Origin of the sequence: Vibrio sp. Vb339 (assembly GCF_902751245.1) — a bacterium.
GTDB lineage: Bacteria > Pseudomonadota > Gammaproteobacteria > Enterobacterales > Vibrionaceae > Vibrio > Vibrio coralliirubri.
Map to the genome: position 1 here is coordinate 214,620 of NZ_CADDIS010000003.1, position 21,134 is coordinate 235,753.

Below are 21,134 nucleotides of genomic sequence, written 5' to 3' on the forward strand. Positions count from 1 at the left end.
CAAAAATGGACGTAAATACATCAGATAGAACGTGTGCATGGGCGCTTAAACATGAGCTTGAAAGGGAGTACCACGACGCAGAGTGGGGCGTGCCTGTTTATGATGACCAAGTTCTGTTTGAGTTCATTACTTTAGAAGGCGCTCAGGCGGGCCTGAGTTGGATTACGATCCTGAAAAAGCGTGAAGGGTATCGTGCCGCGTTCGATAATTACGATCTAAACAAGCTAGCTGAGTTGAATGAAGACAACGTGCCGCAGATCATTGAAAACTTCGATGTGGTTAAACACAAGGGTAAGATTGCTTCGGTATACAACAATGCACGAGCAACGCTTGAATTACAGAAAGAGTTCGGCTCTCTTTCTAATGCCTTATGGCAATTTGTCGATAATGAAGTGATCGTGAATCAATGGACTGAGATGTCTCAAGTTCCCGCTTCTACCGAGCAATCTAAAGCGATGAGTAAGTTTTTGAAGAAGAGAGGCTTTAAGTTTGTAGGGGAAACAATCTGTTACGCGTTCATGCAAGCGACAGGCATGGTTAATGACCATATCGTAGGTTGTCCGCACAAATAAAAGTGTTATTTATCGTCGAAAAATAATTGCGTTAATATAGGAAAATTTACTGGTCATTTATAAACTATTCAATATCATATGCGACCAAGTTAAAACCTAGAAGACGATAGTGAAACAACAAAGCTACCAAATCTGTAATGCTCTTTATGATCCCTTGCTTAGGCAGTTTGTGCGTGAAGATGGCCACGTAGAAACTATCGCGCCGATAGAAGGTAAGGTGTTTCTGTTCTTACTTGAAAATGTTGGTGAGTGTGTTGAACGAGGCCTGATATTTGATAGGTGCTGGGGCAATGTGATTGTCTCAGAGCAAGCGCTCACTAACGTGATATCTAAGATTAGAAAAACGCTATCACGAGTGACTTGTGGCTGTGCGACGATTCGCACGGTCAGTAAAACGGGCTATTCACTTGAAATCGATGAGTCGATAAAGCCTAGCAAAACTGAAACTGTGCCTTCTCAAGTGACTGAGAAGGTATCTAAAACAAACTCTTCGCCTGTCGAGCCAGAAGTGTTGGCTACGACTGAAATCTCTACAGATGTTAACGCGGCAACAGTCACTGATTCCGATCTCAAGACGTCTTCCAACCAAGAACTGAACTCAGCTGAATTAGAACCTTTAAATTCAAAAAGCAATACGCACCTTGTTAAAGCGGGCTATTTAGTCGCATTGATTTGTGTTGTCGTAACGGCGTTCAACCTTTTTCAAACCTATTATACACCACTGCCTTATTTTATTGATAAAGCCGAATATCGCGACAGCTACACAGATAATACCAATCACTACTTTTTCCATATTGCGCATAATGAATCCTATTCGTTGCCTGCGATCACTCAAAAGCTAACGGATGCGATACCTAGCCACTGCAACGTTGATGTTTTTGTCCGTATCTATCCGTCTGTAGACCAACCTGAAAATGATACGTTATACATGTTGGTTCAAAAGAAGGATGGCGAAGCGTTGAATTACAGCGCTTCTATTTTCAATGTAGCGTCGTCTTTTGATTCGTTTGCTCAGTACATGGAAAAGAGGAGTTACTTTTGCGACTAATTGGCTTACTCATTCTTTGTGCAATCGCCGCTTCGAGCTTCTTGTTAGAGCAAAATGAATTAGCAGGCACTCGATGGCACTGTAAAACGATCAAAACGGATTTCTTATCTCAGGCATTCCAACCATACCAAGCACTGTACGAGCGCATAAGCCTTACTTTTCAGTCTGACCATACTTTTAGCATTAGAGAGTTTGTGACGATTACTGAACAAGACGGTAACGAGAGTACGATGGAAAACCTTTATTCCGGCTACTACGGGCTGGATGGAAACAATCTGTCGATGAGCATTCTAGATGTGAGAACGGCAACGCCTTTTCATGATCCTGTTATTAATCAGGATTACAGTGAGTATAAAGGGGTGACGATCGACTACGCTATTGCAGTGAAGGATCAGTCTTTGTATATGTTCAATGAACATCGAACGGAAATATTTAATTGGGCGTGTTTTAACGTTCAGTAGCTTTTTAAAGCTATGTGTCTAATACGCTAATCTGAAAAAGGCAGGAACATCCTGCCTTTTTGGTCTGAGTCTGTTAACGCTTTAAATTAAACGAGCGCGTTATAACGCTCTAACCCGGTTTCTAGGTCTGCAATCAGGTCATCAACGTCTTCTAAGCCGATATGAACTCGAATCAAGGTACCTTCGAAGTTAGGGTTCGCTACTGTTCTTAGGCTATCAAAGCTGTTCGGTTCGTTCGCGAGAATCAAACTCTCAAAGCCGCCCCATGAGTAACCCATACTAAAGTGCGTCATCCCATCAAGTAGCGCTGTGGTCGCTTTTGTGTTGGAATTTTTCAGCACGAAAGAGAACAAGCCATTACCGCCAGTGAAATCTCGTTTAAAGAACTCATGGCCAGGACAAGACTCTAGTGCAGGGTGACGAACATGGTCAACCTCAGGGCGAGTCTCTAACCATTTTGCGACTTTCAAGCTGCTCTCTGCGTGTTGGCGTAGGCGAACATCAAGAGTACGAATACCACGTAGTCCTAGGTAAGCGTCATCCGGCGAAACACATTGTCCCATCAGGTAGCTCTGTTCTCTTAACTGGTCCCAACATTTTTCATTGGCTACCGCTGTCCCTAGCATCACATCAGAGTGACCAACGATGTACTTAGTCGCTGCTTGGATAGATATATCAACACCGAAGTCAAACGGAGAGAAGTTAACACCGGCTGCCCATGTGTTGTCTAACATAACGATGATGTCATGTTCATGAGCAATACGCGCAAGCGTTGGAATGTCTTGAACTTCCATGGTGACTGAACCCGGAGACTCGGTAAACAAAACCTTAGTGTTTGGCTTAATAAGGTCTTGGATGCCTTCACCAATGGTTGGCTCGTAGTAAGTCGTCTCGACTCCCATCTTTTTCATGATGGTGTCACAGAAATCACGCGTTGGTTCGTAGCAAGTATCGACCATCAGAATATGGTCACCTGTTTCTACGAAAGATAGGATGGCATTAGAAATGGCGGCTGTACCACAAGGGTAGAGCGCACAGCCGGCGCCGCCTTCCACTTCAACCATAGCATCTTGGAAAGCGAAATGAGTGTTGGTTCCACGACGTCCGTAAAAAAGCGTTTTGTTAGCGCGATTAATCGTAGCCTTGCGCTTTTCTTCTACTGAGTTGAACACGACAGTTGAAGCGCGCTGCACTGGTGGGTTAACGACACCATTGGTCCACTTCTTATCACGACCTGCAGTGATCAGCTTAGTGGTTTTGTTCTCGGACATGCTGTGAATTCCTTATCAATCGGTTATGTCCTATTTAAAACATGCCAATAGCCTTCAAAGCAAGAGTGAAGCGGGAGTTTTTATGCTTTTCTTTCTCTTTTTAACCTTTCACGTCGTTTATCGTAAAAGGTTAAAAAACAGATAGGCAGTGAGAGATGAGTCGGCATGGACCCATTGATTGGATTACAGCAGTGGATTGAACAGATAGAACAACCTTTCGAAGAAGCGGTTACGCAGATTCCTCTGCTCCCACTGCTCGAGTTCTACTGGGTGCGATGACTTGATGTAAGATTGCTGAAGTTCAGATAGCTGCTGAGTGAAGTGCACATCGTCAACGGCTAGTGTCACTTCGAAATTAAGCCATAAGCTGCGCATGTCGATATTGACCGTTCCGATTAAACAAAACTCTTCATCAATCACTACCGATTTGGTGTGAAGAAGCCCGCCGTAAAACTCGTAAATCTTCACGCCAGCTTCAAGTAGTTCGGTATAAAACGCGCGCGAAGCCCACTTAACCATCAACGAATCGTTGTTGTGTGGGATGATAAGCTCTACGTTGACACCACGTTGCGCTGTCATTTTGAGTGTTTCTAATAAATCGGCACTTGGTACAAAGTAGGGTGTTGTGATACGAACTGAATGGTTTGCCTGATTAATCGCAATGGTCAGAACTTGTAGGATCAAATATTCCGGCATGCCCGGACCTGATGGTACTACCTGAACTGGATGATGCGTCATTACCTCTTCAACCGGACACTCTGGCAAATCAGGAAGGATGCGTTCACCTGTTTCCACTTCCCAATCCCAACCATGAATGGCCGACAGTACATTTACGGTAGGGCCAGTTACGCGAACCATTACGTCAATCCACTGACCAACACCTGAGCTCTGTTTGAAGTGAGCAGGGTCGACCATGTTCATTGAACCGGTATAGGCAATGGTTTCATCAATCACAATGATTTTACGGTGCTGCCTGAGATCTAGGCGGCGTATTAAAATACGCCAAGGGCTAACTTCTAGTGCTTGTACAACTTGCACACCGGCGTCTTTCATCATTGAACGCCAGTGGCTTTTGAAAAAGCGCGGGCTACCTGCAGAATCAAGCAAGACTTTAACATCCACGCCACGTTTCGCCGCTCGAATGAGTGCGGAAGCAACCGAATCCGTTAAACCTCCAGGGTGCCAAATATAGAAAACCATCTTGATACTGGTTTGGGCATTTTCTATATCTTCGATAATTGCGTGCAGGATCTCATTGGGAGACGCTTGCAGTGAAAGTGTGTTTCCGCTGAGGGCAGGAATGCCCATCCGATTATTACAAAGTTCATCGATCTTGTGGATAGGGGAGCCGACCTTTCCTGGAAGGTGGAGCTGGCAATCATCGAGTTTTCGGAACCAGTCACCAAACGGAGTAAACATGCGGTGAGCGCGCTCAGCCCTTTTTCTGCCTAGGTTTAGCTCTCCGAAAAGGAAGTAACAAGCGACACCTACAATTGGGATAATGTAGATAACCATCAACCACGCGAGGGAAACGCTGACAGAGCGTCGTTTTAGTACGACACGGAAAGTCACACCGGCTACAAGTACCCAGTACAAAGCGACAGAAGCTAAAGTTAAAAAATGGTAGAGCTTTTCCACATTGAATACTCGAAAAAAGAGACACTTAGATAGTAATGCTATTTTGCAGATATGGGAATTTAAGGAATCAACTATTTACAAATTAGAGCTAAAGCTGTAAACAGGTTATAGTTGTTAAGTTTTGGTTAACTTAAGACGAAAACGATTGTTTTGTATGAAAAGGCGGCATTTAACCATAAAAATTTACATTGGTAACGAAATATGTACGGTTCGGGCTTCCAATTTTATTCTTAAACTGGTTTACTTGCCAGATAACGAGCGTCAATCAAATCTTTTAGGTGTGTAAATTTTTTTATACGCCTTATCTTTTAAAGACGCCACCCAAAGCAAAACACAACATCACATAACACAAAAGTTTGGAGTACACGTGGCTACTAGTAATACAACCACAACACCCCGCGATACCTGGGGTTCGAAGTTAGGATTCGTAATGGCTGCAGCAGGTTCTGCTGTTGGTCTAGGTAACATTTGGAAATTCCCTTACACAGCAGGCGAAAGTGGCGGCGGTGCATTCGTTGCAATTTACCTGTTTTTTGTAATCTTCATCGGTTTCAGTGTAATGCTGACTGAATTTGCGATTGGCCGTCATACGCAAAAATCAGCAGTAGGTGCATTCAAATCAACTGACCGTCGTTGGACGTTCGCTGGTGTTATCGGCGTAGTCAGTGGTCTACTTATCATGGGTTTCTACCCTGTAGTAGGTGGCTGGTCTATCGCATACATCGGTAAGATTGCTGGTGGTCTACTAGATGCACCTGAAGCAATCGGTGACAGCTTCGGTGGCTTTATCTCAAACCCAGTTCAACCACTTATGTGGATGGGCCTATACCTACTACTTAACATTGTTATTGTTATGAAGGGTATCTCTGGTGGTATTGAGAAAGCGGGTAAGATCCTGATGCCACTTCTTTTCATTATCCTTATCGTGGTATCAATCAAAGGCATCATGCTTCCTGGCGCGATGGCTGGTCTTGAATTCCTATTCAGCCCTGACTTCTCTAAAGTAGATAGCGGTGTAATCCTAGCTGCACTAGGTCAAGCATTCTTCTCACTATCTCTTGGTATGGGTTGTATGTTGACTTACGGTTCTTACCTTAAGAAGAAAGAGAACCTAGTTCAAACTACGGCTATGGTTACGGCAATGGATACAGGTGTTGCTATCCTAGCTGGTGTTGCAATGTTCCCTGCAATGTTCGCATTCGGTATGGAACCTGCGGCTGGTCCTGGTCTAGTATTCGTTGTTGTCCCTCAGCTATTCGCTGAAATGGGCGGCGTAGTTGGTCTTCTATTCGCTCTAATGTTCTTCGTTGGTCTAAGTGTTGCGGCACTGACTTCTTCAGTATCTCTACTAGAAGTTGTGGTTTCTTACCTAATCGATGAGAAAGGCATGAAACGTGTAACAGCTGTACTGTCTGCAAGTGTAGTAATGGCGATTCTATGTATCTTCGCTTCTCTATCACTTGGTGGCTTCGGTCCTACACTGTTCGGTACTGGCGCATTCGATATATTCGACCTACTAACTGATAAGATCTTCCTAGCTGTTGGCGGTATGTTGGTATGTATCTTCGCTGGTTGGAGACTAAACCGTGCTGACCTAGAGAAAGAAATCACTAACGACGGTGAAGTATCTTTCCCTCTATTCGGTCTATGGTACACACTAGTTAAATACATCATCCCAGTAGCTATCGCTATCGTAGCGTTCATGGGTATCTCTTCTGGCTTCGACAGCGGTAAAGGTGCAATCATGCTACTAGGTATTGGTATCATTGCTGGCTCTGCGCTTATCTCTAAGAAGCTATAATTCTTAGAAGCTAGAATCGCGAGTTAAAGTAAGTTAAGAAACGGGAGCCATTGGCTCCCGTTTTTTTATGCCTGAAACTTAATTATTGATGGAAAATAAATGTCGTGTATTCACTCAAGTTATCCGTGCGCTAGCCGATATATTGAATGTTAAAGGTTTGCTAAGCCGTATTTTATTTAGGTAGGTGTTGTATGAAATTATCGGTGAGAAAGAAACTGTATGCCGGTTTTGGCTCTATATTGGCGGTGCTTGTCACGTTAGTCAGTATTGTGTGGATAGAAGTTATTGGCGCCCATAAAAGTGCTGATGAGATCAGAATGGACGATGTACCGGGCACTGTTACCTATCTTGTTCTGATAGATGAAGCTGGGGATGTCTACCGAGATGCGTTGGGTGCGATCATTCAGGTTGATAACGCGCTGAACGATTATCGAACCAATAAGAACGAATTTGCCCAAGCAATCGAGCAGGCGAAGCGTTTGGAGAGTAGAGGTTCGGAAGACCACCGCCGTATTCAGCGAATTGAAGACTTGATGGGGCGTTTCACTCAAGAGTTTGAATCAAAGCTTGTACCGAATATCAATGATGAAGCTGCGCTACTAGCCAACATTCAACAGTTACGATCTTTGTATGAGAGTAATCTTATCCCTATTGAGAACTTGCTAGATCAAGCATCAGCAAGTGAGCGTGCAGATACAGAACAGTCACTACTGACACTAACCGATACGTTTACCACCATCGAACGTACCATCATGGTGTTGTCTGCTATTGCGATTGTCTTTGGTTGTGTGATTGCGTATCTATTGTCTAGCTCTATTACCAACCGCCTGACTCGTGTTGAACAAGTAGCACGACGTGTAGCAAATGGTGACCTAACGGCAGGCGACATTATTGATGATTCTGGTGATGAATTGGCTGGACTGGCTAAGTCGATTAACCAGATGCAGAAATCACTAGTAGACCTATTAGGTTCAATTTCGTCTGTGACTCACCAGGTCCAATCTGTGACAGGAGAGCTCTCTTCTATTAGCCAAGACATCGTAACTGGTGCATCAGCTCAAGCAGACAAAGCTAACTTGATTGCAACGGCTGCTGAAGAGCTAAGTCTGACCATTTCTGAAGTGGCTCAACAAGGAACTTCTACTTATGAAGAAGCACGTCGCTCTGAAACGTCTGCAGAAGATGGCCGCAACGTGATTGTTGAGATGGTGGCGAGTATTCAACAAGTGTCGACTCAAATGAGTGACATGTCGCTACAAATGAACACGCTGGGTTCTCATGGTGAGCAGATTGGTAGCGTTATTAAAGTCATCGAAGACATTGCTGAGCAAACTAACCTGTTAGCTTTGAATGCTGCAATTGAAGCGGCACGTGCGGGCGAATTTGGTCGTGGTTTTGCTGTGGTAGCCGATGAGGTGCGAGCGCTAGCAGAAAGAACAACCAAAGCGACACAAGAAGTCTCGGGCATCATTCAATCGATTCAATCGGGCACTCAAGAAGCGGTGACTTATACCCAAGATAACTGTCGTTTAGTTGAGATTGGTGTCGAGCAAAGTTCAGGCGCTGTTTCTGCGCTAGAAGCGATTGTAAGTGGTGCAGGAAATGTACAAAGTATGGTTAACTCTATTGCGACTGCGGCAGAAGAACAGACGGCTGTGACCAAAGAAATTGCAGCGGACATTACCGCGATTAGCGATATCTCTGAGCAATCTCTGCAGCTAGCAACTCGTAGCTCTGAAAATACATCAGGCTTGAACGCTAAGGTTGCTGAGCTAGAAGCATTAGTCGGTAAGTTTAAACTGGCGTAAAGCGGTAGCTTGGTTCTATTTACCGAGTGGTAATCGAGTAAAGACCAAGCACTGATTGCTACTTGCTGAAAAGAAGCCCAATGATTCAATGTTTATTGAGTGAGTTGGGCTTTTTCGTAGCTGGAATCTGGGTTCAGACGCGGTATACTCCACGTTCTACAATGGAGCTAGCCTTTACATGTTCGATATTCTTCTGAACCACTCTGATTTTTTACTTATCAATAAGCATCCTGGAGTCAGCGTCCACAAAGACGATGGCGATACCATGTTGCTTCAAGAAGTGGCTAAGGCAATCAATGAGCCTAAGCTGTATCTCGTTCATCGACTTGATAAAATGACCTCGGGCATTCTGCTGCTGGCAAAAAATGCGTCGGCAGCGAGCGAGCTTTCACAGCTATTTGCAAAGCGTGAAGTAGAGAAATACTACCTTGCGATCGGTTCTAAGAAGCCAAAGAAAAAGCAAGGTTTGATCTCAGGAGACATGGAGCGTTCACGACGCTCAAGTTGGAAACTTCTGACATCCAAAGAGAACCCTGCGATTACTCAGTTTTTATCAGCAACGGCTGAACCCGGTGAGCGTCTGCTGTTATGCAAACCCTATACGGGGCGAACTCACCAGATCCGTGTCGCGATGAAGTCGATCGGCTCAGCCATTGTTGGTGACCCTATTTATAATCCATCGAGTGAGGCTGACAGAGGTTATCTGCATGCCTTCGCGATTCGATTTACCTATCAATCACAAGCCTACGAATATGTCTGCGATCCAAGAGGGCTAAACTCCTTGGGTGAGAAGTGGCATCAGGAAACCGTGTCGAACGGTTTGGACAGTTGGCTTGAACCTTGGTCATTAACTTGGCCAAAGCTAAACACTAAGTGAGTGAAATAATGGAAGCATCAGCTTTACCTCTGTTTTTTAGTCATATTGAACAGCAACTTAATGAAGTACCAAACGAACTACGCCGTATTTTCCACGGCCGCGGTAAGTTTTGGCCTGGCCTAGAGCAACTGACATGTGACTGGGTTGATGGACAGCTACTGGTTAACGTGTTTAAAGAAGTAGACGACGAATTCTTGTCATCTCTTAAAGCTGGATTAGTTGAACTCACTAACAAAGATGTCTGGCAATCAAAACAGGGCACAAGCATTGTTCTGCAACACCGTTATGCCGATGGCGCGCCTTCAGAGGTTCTATGGGGAGAGCTGAATGACTCCCCGGTTGTAGTTGAGCACGGTCTTAAGTACCAATTAGATATTGGTCGTAATCAGAACTTTGGTCTGTTCCTAGACATGCGTAATGGTCGCCAGTGGGTACAAGATAATGCCAAGGATAAGAACGTCCTTAACCTGTTCGCATACACTTGTGGTTTCTCTGTCGCGGCTATCGCTGGTGGCGCTCGTCAATGCATGAACGTGGATATGTCTCGCGGCTCACTAAACAAAGGTCGCGATAACCACCGTCTGAATGAACACGATATGCGCTCGGTTAACTTCCTTGGCTACGATATCTTTAAGTCGTGGGGAAAAATCAAGAAAGGCGGTCCTTACGAGCTCGTTATCATCGATCCACCTTCGTTCCAAAAAGGCAGCTTTGCTCTAACCAAAGATTACAAAAAGATCTTACGTCGTTTGCCTGAACTTCTAACTGAAGGCGGTGAAGTGATTGCTTGTGTTAACTCACCAGCAGTATCACCAAACTTCCTGATTGAGACGATGGCAGAAGAAGCACCAAGCGTTGAGTTCATTGAGCGTCTGGACAACCCGCCTGAGTTTGTTGATGTCGACCTTGATTCAAGCTTGAAGGTTCTTAGGTTTAAAATTAGCGCTTCTGCAGATGCCTAATTAGGTTTAAGTATTTGCTAGAATATAAAAACGCCGCTCATTTGAGCGGCGTTTTTGTTTGAAAGGAACCTGAAACTAATACTAGGTGGTTTGATTCTTGAGTGTCTGGAACCCAAAATAAATACGCATGAACGTAGTTAGCCAACAAGCTGCACCAAAGGTGTAAGCGATAACTGCAAAGTGTTGAGGCCAAATACAGAACGCTATGAAACAGGCGATGGTTTCAGTGCCTTCGGTTAACCCCGACATGTAGTACAGAGACTTATGTTTATAGACTGGGTTTTCTATGCCTCGCTTGCCTGCCATAACGGCAAACGCCAAAAAGCTGCTGCCTGTGCCGATAAAAGAGAAGATCAAAAATGCACCGGCAATGGCGTTATGTTCTGGGTTGGCAATGACAAAACCAAAAGGGATCAGCGAGTAGAATAGGAAATCTAGGCTGATATCGAGGAAACCGCCCGCATCACTAATGCCTTGGATTCGAGCCAAGGCTCCATCAAGCCCGTCGCAAACCCTGTTAAATACAATAAACCCCAACGCCCATTCGTATTGTTGAAATGCTAACGCTGGAAATGCTAAACACCCAACCAGAAATCCGAATAACGTGGTTTGATTGGCCGTGATACCTAATTGGTTCAGTAACTTAGCCGATTGATTCAATGGCCACTTAATGACTTTGATGGAGTACTTATCCAGCATTGTTACTTCTCCATGGCCAAGACAGTACTTCTGCCCCTTGAGGTACATCGGCTTCGTCGTGCGTGACCATTAATGTTGGGATATTCGCTTTGGTCAATTGTTCAAACACCCAATCGCGAAATTGTGCTCTTAACTCTTGGTCTAGCTTGCTGAACGGTTCGTCAAGCAGAGCGAGTTTAGGCTTGGCTAACAACATACGAGTTAAGCTTATTCTCGCACGTTGGCCGCCAGAGATTTGATCCGGGAAAGATTCAGCTAAGTGAGTTAGCTCTATGTCTTTTAGTGCAGCCATGGCTTGCTGTTGACGAGCGGAACCCTTAACCGAATTAGGTAATGAAAAGGCTAAGTTCTCCCATACTTTTAGGTGCGGAAACAACAAGTCATCTTGAAACAAAATACCGACTTCACGCTGATGTGAAGGCAAGTCGTCTAACTGAATATCGTTCAATACAACGGTGCCAGAATACGAAAACTCTTCACTTAAGTGACCAGCAATCGCATCCAGCAAGGTCGACTTTCCGCAGCCACTCGGCCCCATCAAAGCCAGTATTTGGCCCGATTCTAATGTTACGTTTAGCGCTGAGAACAGCGAATCTCCATCGGTTTTACGGATGGCGAGGTCGTTGAGGTACAGACTCATTACTTAGGAAACCTTTAAAAGTAAGACGGCGATATCTAAGTTGAAGTCGGCTGACTAATATCGCTAAAGAGAAAAAGAACAGAGGCAATAGGGCCTGCCAAATGGCATAGATTGCTGTCACCCTGCGGTCGAAACCACTGGTAAGGGCAACGGCTTCTGTGGTGATCGTGCTAATACGGCCCGCGCCGAGCATCAAGGTGGGTAAGTACTGAGCCAAACTCACACTGATCCCGACCGCCCAAGCAAAGGCAATCGCAGGAAGCAAGATTGGTAGTTTGATCGAATACCAACTCTGAAATGGCGATTTACCTAGGCTCAGCGAGGCTTTAATCAACCCATCATTGAAGCTTTTCCATGGGCCGTCCAAAGACAGATACACAAACGGGAAAGCAAAGAAAACATGCGCCCAAATCACCCAGAACTCATAGGCACTACTGCCGATGTAGAGGGTCGTGACTTGCATACCAAACAATACCGAGAGTTGAGGTATTAGCATTGGAATAGCGATAATGAAGCCCGGAACTTGCCACTTGTATTTGATTCTGTATTCGTGAGCCACCAGCGCAAGCAACAAAGCGATTGAAGCGGCAATAAGACCAATCCATAAGCTTTGACCCACAGTACTCATTATGCCATCCCATTCGAACTCCCAGAAGCGCATGCTATAGCGGCTCGGCAGTAAATCAGGGAAGCGCCAACGCTGAGCAACGCTCCAAATTACCATTAAAGGAATAATCAGTAGTGAAAGGCTAGCAAGCACTGTGAATACCGTTCTCCCCGGAAGGTTTGCCCCTGTTCTTCCGGAATACTGCCAAGTTCGAAAGTACTTAAGAATTGCCCATTCAACTAAACGCGCCAAGGCGATGATCAACGAAGCTAAACCAAATAAAACGATGGCGCCAGCAGCAGCTCGAGGAAGTAGGTTTAGGTCAGGATCGTTGAACCATTGCCATACCAAAACGGCAAAGGTCGGCGGGTTGGTTGGACCTATGATCAAAGCAATATCGACAACCGATACGCTGTAGGCGAGCACTGCTAACATTGGGAAGCGAAGCTTAGTAAACCATTGAGGTAAAATACATTTCCACCAGATCTGAGCGCGGCTGTAACCGAGTGATGCACTGACCTTAGTGATACGTTCTACATCGATTTGTTGAAGTATCGATATGCTCATCAGCAACAAGAAGGGCGCTTCTTTGAGTGCGAGCATAATGATTAAGCCGAACGCGTATGGGTCTTTCACCAATAACGCCAATTCAGAGCTGGTAGCCGATTCGCCGAGCAAGTGATGTACTGCTCTTGCGCCAAGCCCCGTTGGGCTAAACAGAAATGCAAAGCCGATAGCGAAAGCCACATGTGGAATGGCAAGCATTGGCGATAGCGTTAACTCAATCTTTCTCCAAAACTTGTTTCCCCAAGAAGCTTGAAGAATACAAAAGGTCAGGAAGCAGGCGATATAGCTGCTTGCAATCGCTGAACCTAGGCTTAAGCCAATAGAGTGCCAAGCCCCTTCCCATTGAAAGACTTGGCTAAAACCGTTGAGTGTCGGCTCCTCTAAACCAAGGGGCGGGATGAAACTCAGTGACGAAGCCACGACTCCCGCTACCCCAGGAATGGTTGGGATAATGCATACAGCTATAACAAAAAAATATAGAGCGCGTAGCATGAAGACTAGTTACCGTATCGCTTAAGCCACTCTTTCTCGAGCGCGTTTTGCCAACTAGGGTGTGGTTCATCAACCGATTTAAATTGCTGGGTGTTTTTAGCGCTGCCAGTTAGGTACTTGCTGCTCAGAACCGAAGGATCGCCCCAAACATTGAGGTCACCTTTGCGAGACTGTGCTTCTGGGCTCAGTAAGAAGTTAATGGTCACTTGAGCACCTGCAGTTGCATTGGCATTCCAAGGAATCGCAAGGAAGTGAATGTTAGATAGAGCACCGCTTTCTAGAGCATAAGCCTTAGTGGTTTCGGCTAAGCGACCACTGGCTTGTGCTGAATAAACAGAGTTTGGATTGAACGTAATCGCGAGATCGATCTGTCCGTCATCCAGAAGTTGGATGCTTTCCGATGTGCCTGCTGGGAATTGTTTACCACCGCGCCATGCCACTTTATGGAATTTATCTAAGTAAGCCCAAAGTGGTGCCGTCACTTCTTGGAAATTGTCTTCTGAAACCGGCTGAGCCAGCGCAGGGTTATTGTTTGTTAGTTCAATCAGTAGTGACTTAATGAAGCTCGTGCCATGAAACTCTGGTGGGCGAGGGTAGCTTAAGCGGTTCGGGAAAGCTTGAGCGTAGCTCAACATCTCTGAGAATGATTGTGGTGGATTGTGCAGTGTCTCTTGATCGTGAATGAACACAAGTTGTCCCACGCCCCAAGGTGCTTCTAAGCCTTCTGTCGGCTCTGAGAAATCGACATCAATTGGCAGAGACTTATCGACATACTGCCAATTTGGAAGTGATTCTGTAAATGGCCCAAATAACAGCGCGTTGTCTTTCATCGAACGGAAGTTCTCGCCATTAATCCAGACGATATCGACGCTGCCTTCACTATTCTTGCCTGCCGCTTTTTCAGCGAGCAGTCGAGTGGTGGTTTCCGCAATATCGGTTACTTTGACATGCTTCAACGTGACACCGTAGTCACTTTGTAATTTCTTGCCTGCCCACTGTAGGTAACGATTGATCTCTTGGCTTCCGCCCCAAGCGTGAAAGTAGACAGTTTCTCCTTCTGCCTGCTGTTCTATTTGGTTCCAGCTGTCGGTGGATGTTGCTTCATCAGCATAAATGGTTGCGCTGTATGCAACGGTTGCCATGATTCCTAACGTACTTACTATCTTGTTCATAAACTTTTCCATTTGGTAGTGAACGGGCAAGAGCATTGTATTTTCAAACTCCCTACAGTTATTCTATCTGTTTCTGAAATAAATTCTAATTCAACAGTAAATTCAATCAATTACTTGAGAACAAGCAGGGAGTTCGCGGTTGAGTTTTGTTCGATATGTAATCATCTCGAAAACTCGATAGACTCTAGGCTTTTGCCATCCTAGCAACAGACCGCTGAACCGTTGAATTTATTGCATCTAAATGAGAGATTTTTGAGGTTTATTGGAGGTTGGTACGAAAAGTCGGCGATGAGCGTCAATTTTGAAGAAGTAGTGAGGGCAAGCTGACAATAAAAAAGGAGCCATCAGGCTCCTTTAATCAGTATTTGGTTTCGATGACGAATTAGTTTACCCAGTCACGAATTGTGTACGTTAGTGTGTGTACATCGTTTTTCAGTACTAGCGTATCGTTTGTTAGGGTTACGTCGCTCCACTCGCTTAGAGTAGCAGAAACCGATTGTTCGATTTCCATCGCAGAGCCGTGACACATTTTCATTGTCATGCCCATTTGCTTGATACGGAATTGACCGTCTTTCAGCTCGCCTTGGCCGAAGAAGTTGTTACAACCAGCCATGCCGTTTGCAGTCATCTTTTCGCCGATCTCTAGACGAGGAGCTGCTTGGTCTTCGCTTTTCACAATGTCCTTGCCATCAATTTGCGCAAGTTCCCAATTATGGTGCTGTAGATCGGTTGGTGTTACTTGCATCGCGTTGTCACCTGTTGTTGTGCATGCTGCTAGCATCATAGGTAAAGCGGCTACTGCTAGTAATTTTTTTGAACTAAACTTCATATTATAAGGCTCCAAAGGAAAGAACGAAGTTACCGAATAAGTGTAACTTGATGGGTTCAAAGTATAGTTTACAAAACACTATATGTGTCAGTATAAGGTCATAGTTTAGTATGGATTTCATGAGCCAGGCGATAAATTAATCGCTTATTTTTGAGAGAGTAAGCGTAATTTTGAATGTGTAAGGAGGCATGGTGGAGCAGTTAGAGTTTTTCCAAGTTCCAAGCCCTTGCGTTGGGGTTTGTTCAAGCGATGACAAAGGCTATTGCAACGGTTGTATGCGCAAGAGAGAAGAACGCTTTAATTGGATGTCGATGACACCGTCAGAACAATTGCACGTGATAAAGCTGTGTCGTCAGCGCTATAGAAGAAAAATAATGAATCAAAAAAACTTGATTGGTAAGCAGGTCGATGAAGAGGGAAATACCAGTCCCCAAAGAGATCTTTTTGGCTAAAGAGGAAGTATTTAGATTTTATTTAACTCCGAAGTAACTATTACTTTACATAATGGTTGGGGTGTAATATTAAGGTAGGTACCTTTGTACCTGAAGGAGTCGTGTCGGTATGAATAAAAAGAACGTAAAACTCAAAAAAGAGCCAGTCAAAGCATTGGACCGAAAACCGATAGGGGCAAAAGATGACCCTGAAGAGATTCCGCGTGATTGGCATTCGATGTCAGAAGAAGAACGAATGGAAATCCTTTCTCACCTCTCAGACATGCCTTTCCAATAACACACTGGTTTTCTTCAGAGTCTTTCTTTAGGCTCAGTTTTCAGAAATAAAAATGTGATTAAACAAACATGTGATTCGCTTTCGTTACACCACGATGGTACGTGCAAAATGTATCATTGGCCTCGGTGGTTTTACTGTGAATCTTAATGTTGGTGATCACTTCTACAGCTCCTGTATCGTAGCAAGCTTGCTCTGCTTTTTTAACGATATCGAGTAATTGGTTGAGTTCACCTTTCATCGTGGTTTCCATCGCACCGACTTGGAAAGGCACATCGGCAGCTTTCACAACTTCAATGGCTTTATCAACCACTTCGAAGTTGTTGCCTTCTTTAACGCGAGGTATCACTTGGAAGGCAACCATCACTTCTTTTTCTCTTTTTAACTCAGACACTTTCTGCTTACTCTAGGATAGGGAATTTTTGCAGATGATAGGTTAATGCGGAGATGAATTCTACAGCGGTTATGCTGGTTGGATTACTCTCGTTGTCCTACTTGTTACCCCAGTGGTCACTTACCCAACCACCTATGTGCTCATCAAAATGACTGCCACTGAACCTTTGGTTGCGTTCAACCGAAGTATCACAATCATCTTTGTTATCTATTAGGGTTTGTATGTAGTTTGCCATCGGGTCATTGGAATGTTGACGATCTCGGCGGGTTGCCACTTCCTTAATCAGTTGTAATCGATATGTAGAGCTAGCACGTTTCATTTCAATGACCTCCTGTTGTAGACACTAATAGAAAAATCTAGTTGCCAGACATAGGGGCGTCAACGTGATTTAAGAGTATTTTTTTTGAGCAACCAAGAATCAATACGTTGGCATCATAATTCACAAAAGTGTCATTTAAGTTGGCAACTTTAGGGAAGTTTTTGGGTGTGAATTTGTATTTTGTTGCATATGAAAAAGCCCAGTACAAACTGAGCTAGTTATTCTATTTCTGGCTGCTTAGCGCTATTTCTAGTTACTTAGAGCTATTTGGTTTGCTTTTAAATTGCTTAATGCTTTTCTTTTTAGCTGTTCTTCGATTGGCCATTTTATCTTTAGGTGGACGCTTGCGAGCGGTCGCTTCAGATGCAGGTTTGTCTGTCACAGGGAAACCTTCTAATGGTTGCAGCACTAACGGCTTATTGGTCAGGGTGCGAATTGCATTTAGGTAATCAGTTTCGCTGTGGCTAACCAGAGAGATCGCGCAGCCAGTATTTCCTGCTCTTGCGGTGCGACCAACGCGGTGTACGTAAGTTGCTGAGTGAGAGGGCAATTCGAAGTTAATTACGACAGGTAACTGATCAATATGGATGCCTCTAGCCATCACGTCTGTCGCGATAAGCACACGAGTCTCGCCATTTTTGAAACTTTCTAAGGCTTGCTCTCGTTCTTCTTGGCTCTTATTTCCATGTAACGCACTCACACTGATTTTGACTTTATTCAATCGTTTGGTTAATGCATCGGCATTGTCTTTTGCGCCAATAAATACCAATACTTGCGGCCATGTGTGTTGATTGAGTAGTGCGATGAGCGCTTGAGCTTTACTGCCTTTGTTCACTAAATACAGGGTTTCTTCAATAGCCGCGACCACGCTGTTTTCTTGGTGTGTCGTAACTTTAACTGGATTTGAAAGAAGCTCTTCAGCTTGCCCTACTAATTCGGGCGGAAGTGTCGCAGAGAACAACAGTGACTGACGTTTGCTCGGTAGTGTTGCAGTAATCGCTTGAACATCTGGCCAAAAGCCCATGTCGATCAGGCGGTCGGCTTCATCAAGAACCAATGATGAGCACAGAGCTATATCCAGTTCATCACTTTTGATTAAAGCAAGTAAGCGACCCGGTGTGGCGATGGCTAATTGTGGTTTAGTCGATAATTGTTGCTGTTGATCATCAGTATTCACGCCGCCCGTTAGCGTTACCAATTTGATATTGAGCGTTGTCGCGATCGGCTCTAAAGATTTGGTCACTTGAGATGCAAGTTCACGGGTTGGAACAATGATCAGTGCTTGCAGTTCATTTACATCTTGGTTGATGTTATTCAGTAAAGGTAAGCCGAATGCCAATGTTTTACCGCTGCCCGTTTGAGCCAATGCAAGTACGTCTTTCCCCGCAATAATGGTAGGAATTACCGCTTGCTGTATCTCTGTCGGCTTATTGAATTGAGATGGGAGCGCGGAGACGGTTTTTGCGTTAAGGGTTAGGCTAGCAAATGACATAAATGAACCAAGTATCAAAAGGGAGGTGGAGTCTAACAGGGCTGCAAATGTTAGAAAATCAGTTTTGTACGTTACACGATAAACACATTCATTATACGCGCGAATTATGTCTGTTAGCCATACGCGATAATTAAGCGTTTATCATATTGTAATGGCACTGAATGGACGTACAATGTCCGCCCTAAAAATGTTCATGAAATGAGATCGAAATGAGTTGGGACAGTATCTGGCTGTTTATTGTTATCGTGTTTTTTATTGCCATTATCCCGGGCCCAAATGCGCTGTTGGTATTAAGCACAGCCTTAACTCAAAGGAAGCTGTTCGCATTTGTGAACGTGTTGGGCGTGTCATGTGGTTTCTTTTTTCATGCCTTTATCTCGGCCAACGGCATAAGCCTATTACTGTCGAACACTCCCATGGCCTTTGAAGGGCTAAAGTGGGCTGGGGTTTTGTATCTTGTCTGGCTTGGGTATAACCATTTTCGTGCGGCGCTGCGCGCTCAAGAGGGCGTGCTCTCTGTGGTCAGTGCATCGGGAAGTAAGCTTTATAACCAATTTTTCAAAGGGCTTCTCACTAATCTACTGAATCCTAAAATTGTCCTGTTTTATCTTTCTATATTCCCTCAATTTGTTTCAACAGATGCGATTGTGACAGACAGTTTGATACTTGGTGCAATTCAAGCGTCAGTGGTGTCGATGTGGTTCTTAGTTGTGATCTTAATGGCGGATACCTTTAAGCGCTTGTTAGTTCAAAAGCGCACCTCGCAAATGATGAACATTGTGTGTGGGATTCTATTCGTGGGCTTCAGCATTCAGTTGGCATTGTTTCAGCTTTAGGGTGCGATGCGAAGAATTGGGTTTTTAGCTATTGGCTCAGTTCATATCCGGCTTAGTTCTCGTTTCCATTTCCGATTCAGTTCTCATTTTTTACTGAATGCTAAGCAATCATTGTTTCTCTGTATAAATCTCTAAAGCATTAGCTCGGAAAGTCGATATAATAATTAGCTATCAATTTGGTGAATATGTTTGTTTAAAACCAATTGAAGATAAAGTCTATTGCTTGACCGAATAACAGAAACAAGGAGTCACTAATGCGTGAAGATTCATTCACCCAGAAACGCAAATATTACCGCTTAAAGTACCCTCAAAAGGCACGTCCGGTGATGCGAATTAAGGATGAGCTTTTTCATGTCAGCGAAGTTTCTGAAAAGGGTGTACGCCTGATGATACGTAACATCATTCCGGTTTATCGTGGCTTTTCAATGGCTGGTACCTTGAGGTTGCATGACAATAACAGTATCGATGTTAGTGGTGCTGTATTGAGACAAGAGGGCGAAGAAGTGATCGTTCAGTTATCACAAGGCCCAAGCTTCAAAGATATGGTGTCTGAACAAAGGCATATTAGGCAAAGATACCCGGTATTTTTTGCAAGCTTAAGAGTGGCTTAAAAGCGACTGACGTTAGATTCCTTAAGGCGAAAATCGCTCATTCTAAGCAGAGATTAAAAAGCCCAGCACTTTCACAAGTGCTGGGCTTTGTTTTATCTATAGCCCAGATTCTTATAAACCAAAGGCGATACAGGTAAAGCGAATGAGCTCAGTTCGCCTTATAGCTCGTCTACTGTTGCCCAAACCGCGGCTAGCATGTCGTGACCAAACGCGACACTTCGCTCTGGAGACCAGCCGTAAAGTTCGTCAGCGTGACTGATGTGATCTTTAAATGGCATCTCGACGGTGTAAGCCAAACACTTGAACTGCTCACCAATCCAGTTTGTGCCAACTGTCATGTTTGCTTTGCCTGGTTCATCTTTATCGTAACCAAATTCATCTTGGAACTCTGGCGTGATAGTGAGCAGTGCTTGCTTGAAGTGGTTCTCTAGCTTAGCGATGCGCTCGTTGTAAGAAGGTGTGCCTTCGCTACCCGCGACAAAGTTATATGGAATCGCTTCGTCGCCGTGAATATCTAGACACAGGTCAACGCCCGTTTCTAACATACGCTCGCGAACAAGGAATACCTCTGGGCTGCGTTCCATAGAAGGTGATTGCCATTCGCGGTTCAGGTTTACGCCAATCGCGTTAGTACGCAGGTGACCGCGGATGCTGCCATCTGGGTTCATGTTTGGTACAACGCGGAACACAACGCTGTCTAGCAGAGAGCGACCAACCGTATCTGTTTCATCAAGTAGGCGTTGTAGCAGGCCTTCGATTAGCCATTCAGCCATCGTCTCACCTGGATGTTGGCGACCAATAACCCAGATGTTTTTCTTCTCTTCACTTGGCTCACCAATGGTTAACAAGGTGATGTCGTTGTTGTCTAGCGTGTGACCTAGAGTTTCAAGCTTACAAGCTGGGTGTGTTTGAGCACTGTGCAGAAGATCTTGGTGACGATCGTATGAGTACGGTGCGAAGTACGCGAAGTACATTGAATCGTGTTCAGGGATGATATCAAAGCTTAATGTATCGCCATCGAACTGAGATGGGATACGGAACCACTCTTCACGGTCATAGGATGCAACCACATCGTAATCTTTCCAGCCTTCAGGGTAGGCAGATGTCGCCAATTGACGGATTTCAAAATGGTGAGCTTGTTGAGCTTCACTTTCTAAGCGGAAGTGAAACCACTGAGGGATTTCAGTTTGGTAGTCTGCTGGGATAGTCAGTTGAATGTTTTGTGGTGAATCTGCTGAAACGACGTGAATGTTGCCGCTTTCGAAATTGCTGAAAATTTTCATTGTAGTTTTTATCTCGTAGTTGAGTTGCC

Annotated in this window: 22 protein-coding genes; 11 read left to right on the plus strand and 11 right to left on the minus strand. The window is 44.6% G+C overall.

All coding sequences use genetic code 11. The features are described from left to right. Positions 1-5 precede the first annotated feature (5 nt). The 3 genes from HRQ85_RS16935 (at position 6) to HRQ85_RS16945 (ending at position 2,081) form a co-directional block, all read left to right on the plus strand. Positions 6-572 (plus strand): DNA-3-methyladenine glycosylase I, encoded by a 567-nt coding sequence (locus tag HRQ85_RS16935; protein WP_172380180.1) that lies wholly within the window; start codon positions 6-8, stop codon positions 570-572. Positions 573-681: 109 nt separating this feature from the next. Next, positions 682-1,620, plus strand: a complete 939-nt coding sequence (locus HRQ85_RS16940) for a winged helix-turn-helix domain-containing protein (RefSeq protein WP_172380181.1) — start codon at positions 682-684, stop codon at positions 1,618-1,620. Then, positions 1,611-2,081: a hypothetical protein gene (locus tag HRQ85_RS16945; RefSeq protein WP_048614470.1), complete on the plus strand. Its 471-nt coding sequence runs from the start codon at positions 1,611-1,613 to the stop codon at positions 2,079-2,081. Before HRQ85_RS16940 ends, HRQ85_RS16945 begins: the two co-directional genes overlap by 10 nt. Before the next feature lie 86 nt (positions 2,082-2,167). Here the strand turns inward: HRQ85_RS16945 and HRQ85_RS16950 are convergent, their stop codons facing one another. Then, positions 2,168-3,352, minus strand: a complete 1,185-nt coding sequence (locus HRQ85_RS16950) for a cystathionine beta-lyase (protein WP_172380182.1) — start codon at positions 3,350-3,352, stop codon at positions 2,168-2,170. A 183-nt stretch (positions 3,353-3,535) separates the two neighbouring features. After that, positions 3,536-4,990, minus strand: coding sequence for a cardiolipin synthase (gene cls / locus HRQ85_RS16955; protein WP_048609417.1), 1,455 nt, complete (start codon positions 4,988-4,990; stop codon positions 3,536-3,538). Between the two features lie 367 nt (positions 4,991-5,357). On the opposite strand from cls, the gene HRQ85_RS16960 reads away from it, so the two are divergent. The 4 genes from HRQ85_RS16960 (at position 5,358) to HRQ85_RS16975 (ending at position 10,438) form a co-directional block, all read left to right on the plus strand. Then, positions 5,358-6,791, plus strand: a complete 1,434-nt coding sequence (locus HRQ85_RS16960; RefSeq protein ID WP_082151314.1) for a sodium-dependent transporter — start codon at positions 5,358-5,360, stop codon at positions 6,789-6,791. A 191-nt stretch (positions 6,792-6,982) separates the two neighbouring features. Further along, on the plus strand, positions 6,983-8,599 hold the full coding sequence (locus HRQ85_RS16965; RefSeq protein ID WP_172380183.1) for a methyl-accepting chemotaxis protein: 1,617 nt from the start codon (positions 6,983-6,985) through the stop codon (positions 8,597-8,599). Between the two features lie 178 nt (positions 8,600-8,777). Next, a complete protein-coding gene (locus tag HRQ85_RS16970; protein ID WP_050648811.1) occupies positions 8,778-9,476 on the plus strand; it encodes a TIGR01621 family pseudouridine synthase in 699 nt (232 codons plus the stop codon). A gap of 8 nt (positions 9,477-9,484) precedes the next feature. Then, on the plus strand, positions 9,485-10,438 hold the full coding sequence (locus HRQ85_RS16975; RefSeq protein WP_172380184.1) for a class I SAM-dependent methyltransferase: 954 nt from the start codon (positions 9,485-9,487) through the stop codon (positions 10,436-10,438). Positions 10,439-10,519: 81 nt separating this feature from the next. Here HRQ85_RS16975 and HRQ85_RS16980 read toward each other — a convergent pair whose 3' ends face one another. From HRQ85_RS16980 to HRQ85_RS17000, 5 genes are all read right to left on the minus strand, one after another. After that, positions 10,520-11,137: a CDP-alcohol phosphatidyltransferase family protein gene (locus tag HRQ85_RS16980; protein ID WP_048617663.1), complete on the minus strand. Its 618-nt coding sequence runs from the start codon at positions 11,135-11,137 to the stop codon at positions 10,520-10,522. Then, a complete protein-coding gene (locus HRQ85_RS16985; protein ID WP_172380185.1) occupies positions 11,127-11,777 on the minus strand; it encodes an ATP-binding cassette domain-containing protein in 651 nt (216 codons plus the stop codon). The genes HRQ85_RS16980 and HRQ85_RS16985 overlap by 11 nt, the downstream gene beginning before the upstream one ends. Then, positions 11,743-13,443 (minus strand): ABC transporter permease, encoded by a 1,701-nt coding sequence (locus HRQ85_RS16990; protein ID WP_172380186.1) that lies wholly within the window; start codon positions 13,441-13,443, stop codon positions 11,743-11,745. The genes HRQ85_RS16985 and HRQ85_RS16990 overlap by 35 nt, the downstream gene beginning before the upstream one ends. A gap of 5 nt (positions 13,444-13,448) precedes the next feature. Beyond that, positions 13,449-14,615 (minus strand): ABC transporter substrate-binding protein, encoded by a 1,167-nt coding sequence (locus tag HRQ85_RS16995; protein WP_017060323.1) that lies wholly within the window; start codon positions 14,613-14,615, stop codon positions 13,449-13,451. Positions 14,616-14,997: 382 nt separating this feature from the next. Then, positions 14,998-15,444 carry an META domain-containing protein gene (locus HRQ85_RS17000; RefSeq protein ID WP_004734625.1) on the minus strand — a complete coding sequence of 149 codons (447 nt, stop codon included), beginning with the start codon at positions 15,442-15,444 and terminating at the stop codon, positions 14,998-15,000. A gap of 188 nt (positions 15,445-15,632) precedes the next feature. Here HRQ85_RS17000 and HRQ85_RS17005 point away from each other — a divergent pair, with 188 nt between their 5' ends. Further along, on the plus strand, positions 15,633-15,896 hold the full coding sequence (locus HRQ85_RS17005) for a DUF1289 domain-containing protein (RefSeq protein ID WP_017060324.1): 264 nt from the start codon (positions 15,633-15,635) through the stop codon (positions 15,894-15,896). Positions 15,897-16,005: 109 nt separating this feature from the next. After that, positions 16,006-16,173 carry a hypothetical protein gene (locus tag HRQ85_RS17010; RefSeq protein WP_172380187.1) on the plus strand — a complete coding sequence of 56 codons (168 nt, stop codon included), beginning with the start codon at positions 16,006-16,008 and terminating at the stop codon, positions 16,171-16,173. Positions 16,174-16,231: 58 nt separating this feature from the next. On the opposite strand, the gene HRQ85_RS17015 is transcribed toward HRQ85_RS17010, so the two are convergent. From HRQ85_RS17015 to HRQ85_RS17025, 3 genes are all read right to left on the minus strand, one after another. Further along, positions 16,232-16,534, minus strand: a complete 303-nt coding sequence (locus tag HRQ85_RS17015) for a thiamine-binding protein (RefSeq protein ID WP_172380285.1) — start codon at positions 16,532-16,534, stop codon at positions 16,232-16,234. 127 nt (positions 16,535-16,661) lie between these two features. Beyond that, on the minus strand, positions 16,662-16,883 hold the full coding sequence (locus HRQ85_RS17020; protein WP_048609426.1) for a hypothetical protein: 222 nt from the start codon (positions 16,881-16,883) through the stop codon (positions 16,662-16,664). A 253-nt stretch (positions 16,884-17,136) separates the two neighbouring features. Continuing rightward, complete coding sequence (locus tag HRQ85_RS17025; protein ID WP_172380188.1) at positions 17,137-18,375, minus strand: DEAD/DEAH box helicase; 1,239 nt, start codon at positions 18,373-18,375, stop codon at positions 17,137-17,139. Between the two features lie 209 nt (positions 18,376-18,584). On the opposite strand from HRQ85_RS17025, the gene HRQ85_RS17030 reads away from it, so the two are divergent. Both HRQ85_RS17030 and HRQ85_RS17035 read left to right on the plus strand, forming a co-directional pair. After that, positions 18,585-19,211 carry a LysE family translocator gene (locus HRQ85_RS17030; RefSeq protein ID WP_048609428.1) on the plus strand — a complete coding sequence of 209 codons (627 nt, stop codon included), beginning with the start codon at positions 18,585-18,587 and terminating at the stop codon, positions 19,209-19,211. A gap of 254 nt (positions 19,212-19,465) precedes the next feature. Beyond that, a complete protein-coding gene (locus HRQ85_RS17035) occupies positions 19,466-19,822 on the plus strand; it encodes a PilZ domain-containing protein (protein ID WP_172380189.1) in 357 nt (118 codons plus the stop codon). A gap of 158 nt (positions 19,823-19,980) precedes the next feature. On the opposite strand, the gene HRQ85_RS17040 is transcribed toward HRQ85_RS17035, so the two are convergent. Next, positions 19,981-21,105, minus strand: coding sequence for a M14 family metallopeptidase (locus HRQ85_RS17040; protein ID WP_172380190.1), 1,125 nt, complete (start codon positions 21,103-21,105; stop codon positions 19,981-19,983). Between the last annotated feature and the right edge of the window lie 29 nt (positions 21,106-21,134).

Bases quoted from the DNA above. Each gene is read 5' to 3' on its own strand.
- HRQ85_RS16935 (WP_172380180.1), top strand. From the start codon at position 6: ATGGACGTAAATACATCAGATAGAACGTGTGCATGGGCGCTTAAACAT.
- HRQ85_RS16950 (WP_172380182.1), bottom strand. From the start codon at position 3,352: ATGTCCGAGAACAAAACCACTAAGCTGATCACTGCAGGTCGTGATAAG.
- HRQ85_RS16965 (WP_172380183.1), top strand. From the start codon at position 6,983: ATGAAATTATCGGTGAGAAAGAAACTGTATGCCGGTTTTGGCTCTATA.
- HRQ85_RS16970 (WP_050648811.1), top strand. From the start codon at position 8,778: ATGTTCGATATTCTTCTGAACCACTCTGATTTTTTACTTATCAATAAG.
- HRQ85_RS16975 (WP_172380184.1), top strand. From the start codon at position 9,485: ATGGAAGCATCAGCTTTACCTCTGTTTTTTAGTCATATTGAACAGCAA.
- HRQ85_RS16980 (WP_048617663.1), bottom strand. From the start codon at position 11,137: ATGCTGGATAAGTACTCCATCAAAGTCATTAAGTGGCCATTGAATCAA.
- HRQ85_RS16985 (WP_172380185.1), bottom strand. From the start codon at position 11,777: ATGAGTCTGTACCTCAACGACCTCGCCATCCGTAAAACCGATGGAGAT.
- HRQ85_RS16990 (WP_172380186.1), bottom strand. From the start codon at position 13,443: ATGCTACGCGCTCTATATTTTTTTGTTATAGCTGTATGCATTATCCCA.
- HRQ85_RS16995 (WP_017060323.1), bottom strand. From the start codon at position 14,615: ATGAACAAGATAGTAAGTACGTTAGGAATCATGGCAACCGTTGCATAC.
- HRQ85_RS17000 (WP_004734625.1), bottom strand. From the start codon at position 15,444: ATGAAGTTTAGTTCAAAAAAATTACTAGCAGTAGCCGCTTTACCTATG.
- HRQ85_RS17005 (WP_017060324.1), top strand. From the start codon at position 15,633: ATGGTGGAGCAGTTAGAGTTTTTCCAAGTTCCAAGCCCTTGCGTTGGG.
- HRQ85_RS17010 (WP_172380187.1), top strand. From the start codon at position 16,006: ATGAATAAAAAGAACGTAAAACTCAAAAAAGAGCCAGTCAAAGCATTG.
- HRQ85_RS17015 (WP_172380285.1), bottom strand. From the start codon at position 16,534: ATGGTTGCCTTCCAAGTGATACCTCGCGTTAAAGAAGGCAACAACTTC.
- HRQ85_RS17020 (WP_048609426.1), bottom strand. From the start codon at position 16,883: ATGAAACGTGCTAGCTCTACATATCGATTACAACTGATTAAGGAAGTG.
- HRQ85_RS17025 (WP_172380188.1), bottom strand. From the start codon at position 18,375: ATGTCATTTGCTAGCCTAACCCTTAACGCAAAAACCGTCTCCGCGCTC.
- HRQ85_RS17030 (WP_048609428.1), top strand. From the start codon at position 18,585: ATGAGTTGGGACAGTATCTGGCTGTTTATTGTTATCGTGTTTTTTATT.
- HRQ85_RS17035 (WP_172380189.1), top strand. From the start codon at position 19,466: ATGCGTGAAGATTCATTCACCCAGAAACGCAAATATTACCGCTTAAAG.
- HRQ85_RS17040 (WP_172380190.1), bottom strand. From the start codon at position 21,105: ATGAAAATTTTCAGCAATTTCGAAAGCGGCAACATTCACGTCGTTTCA.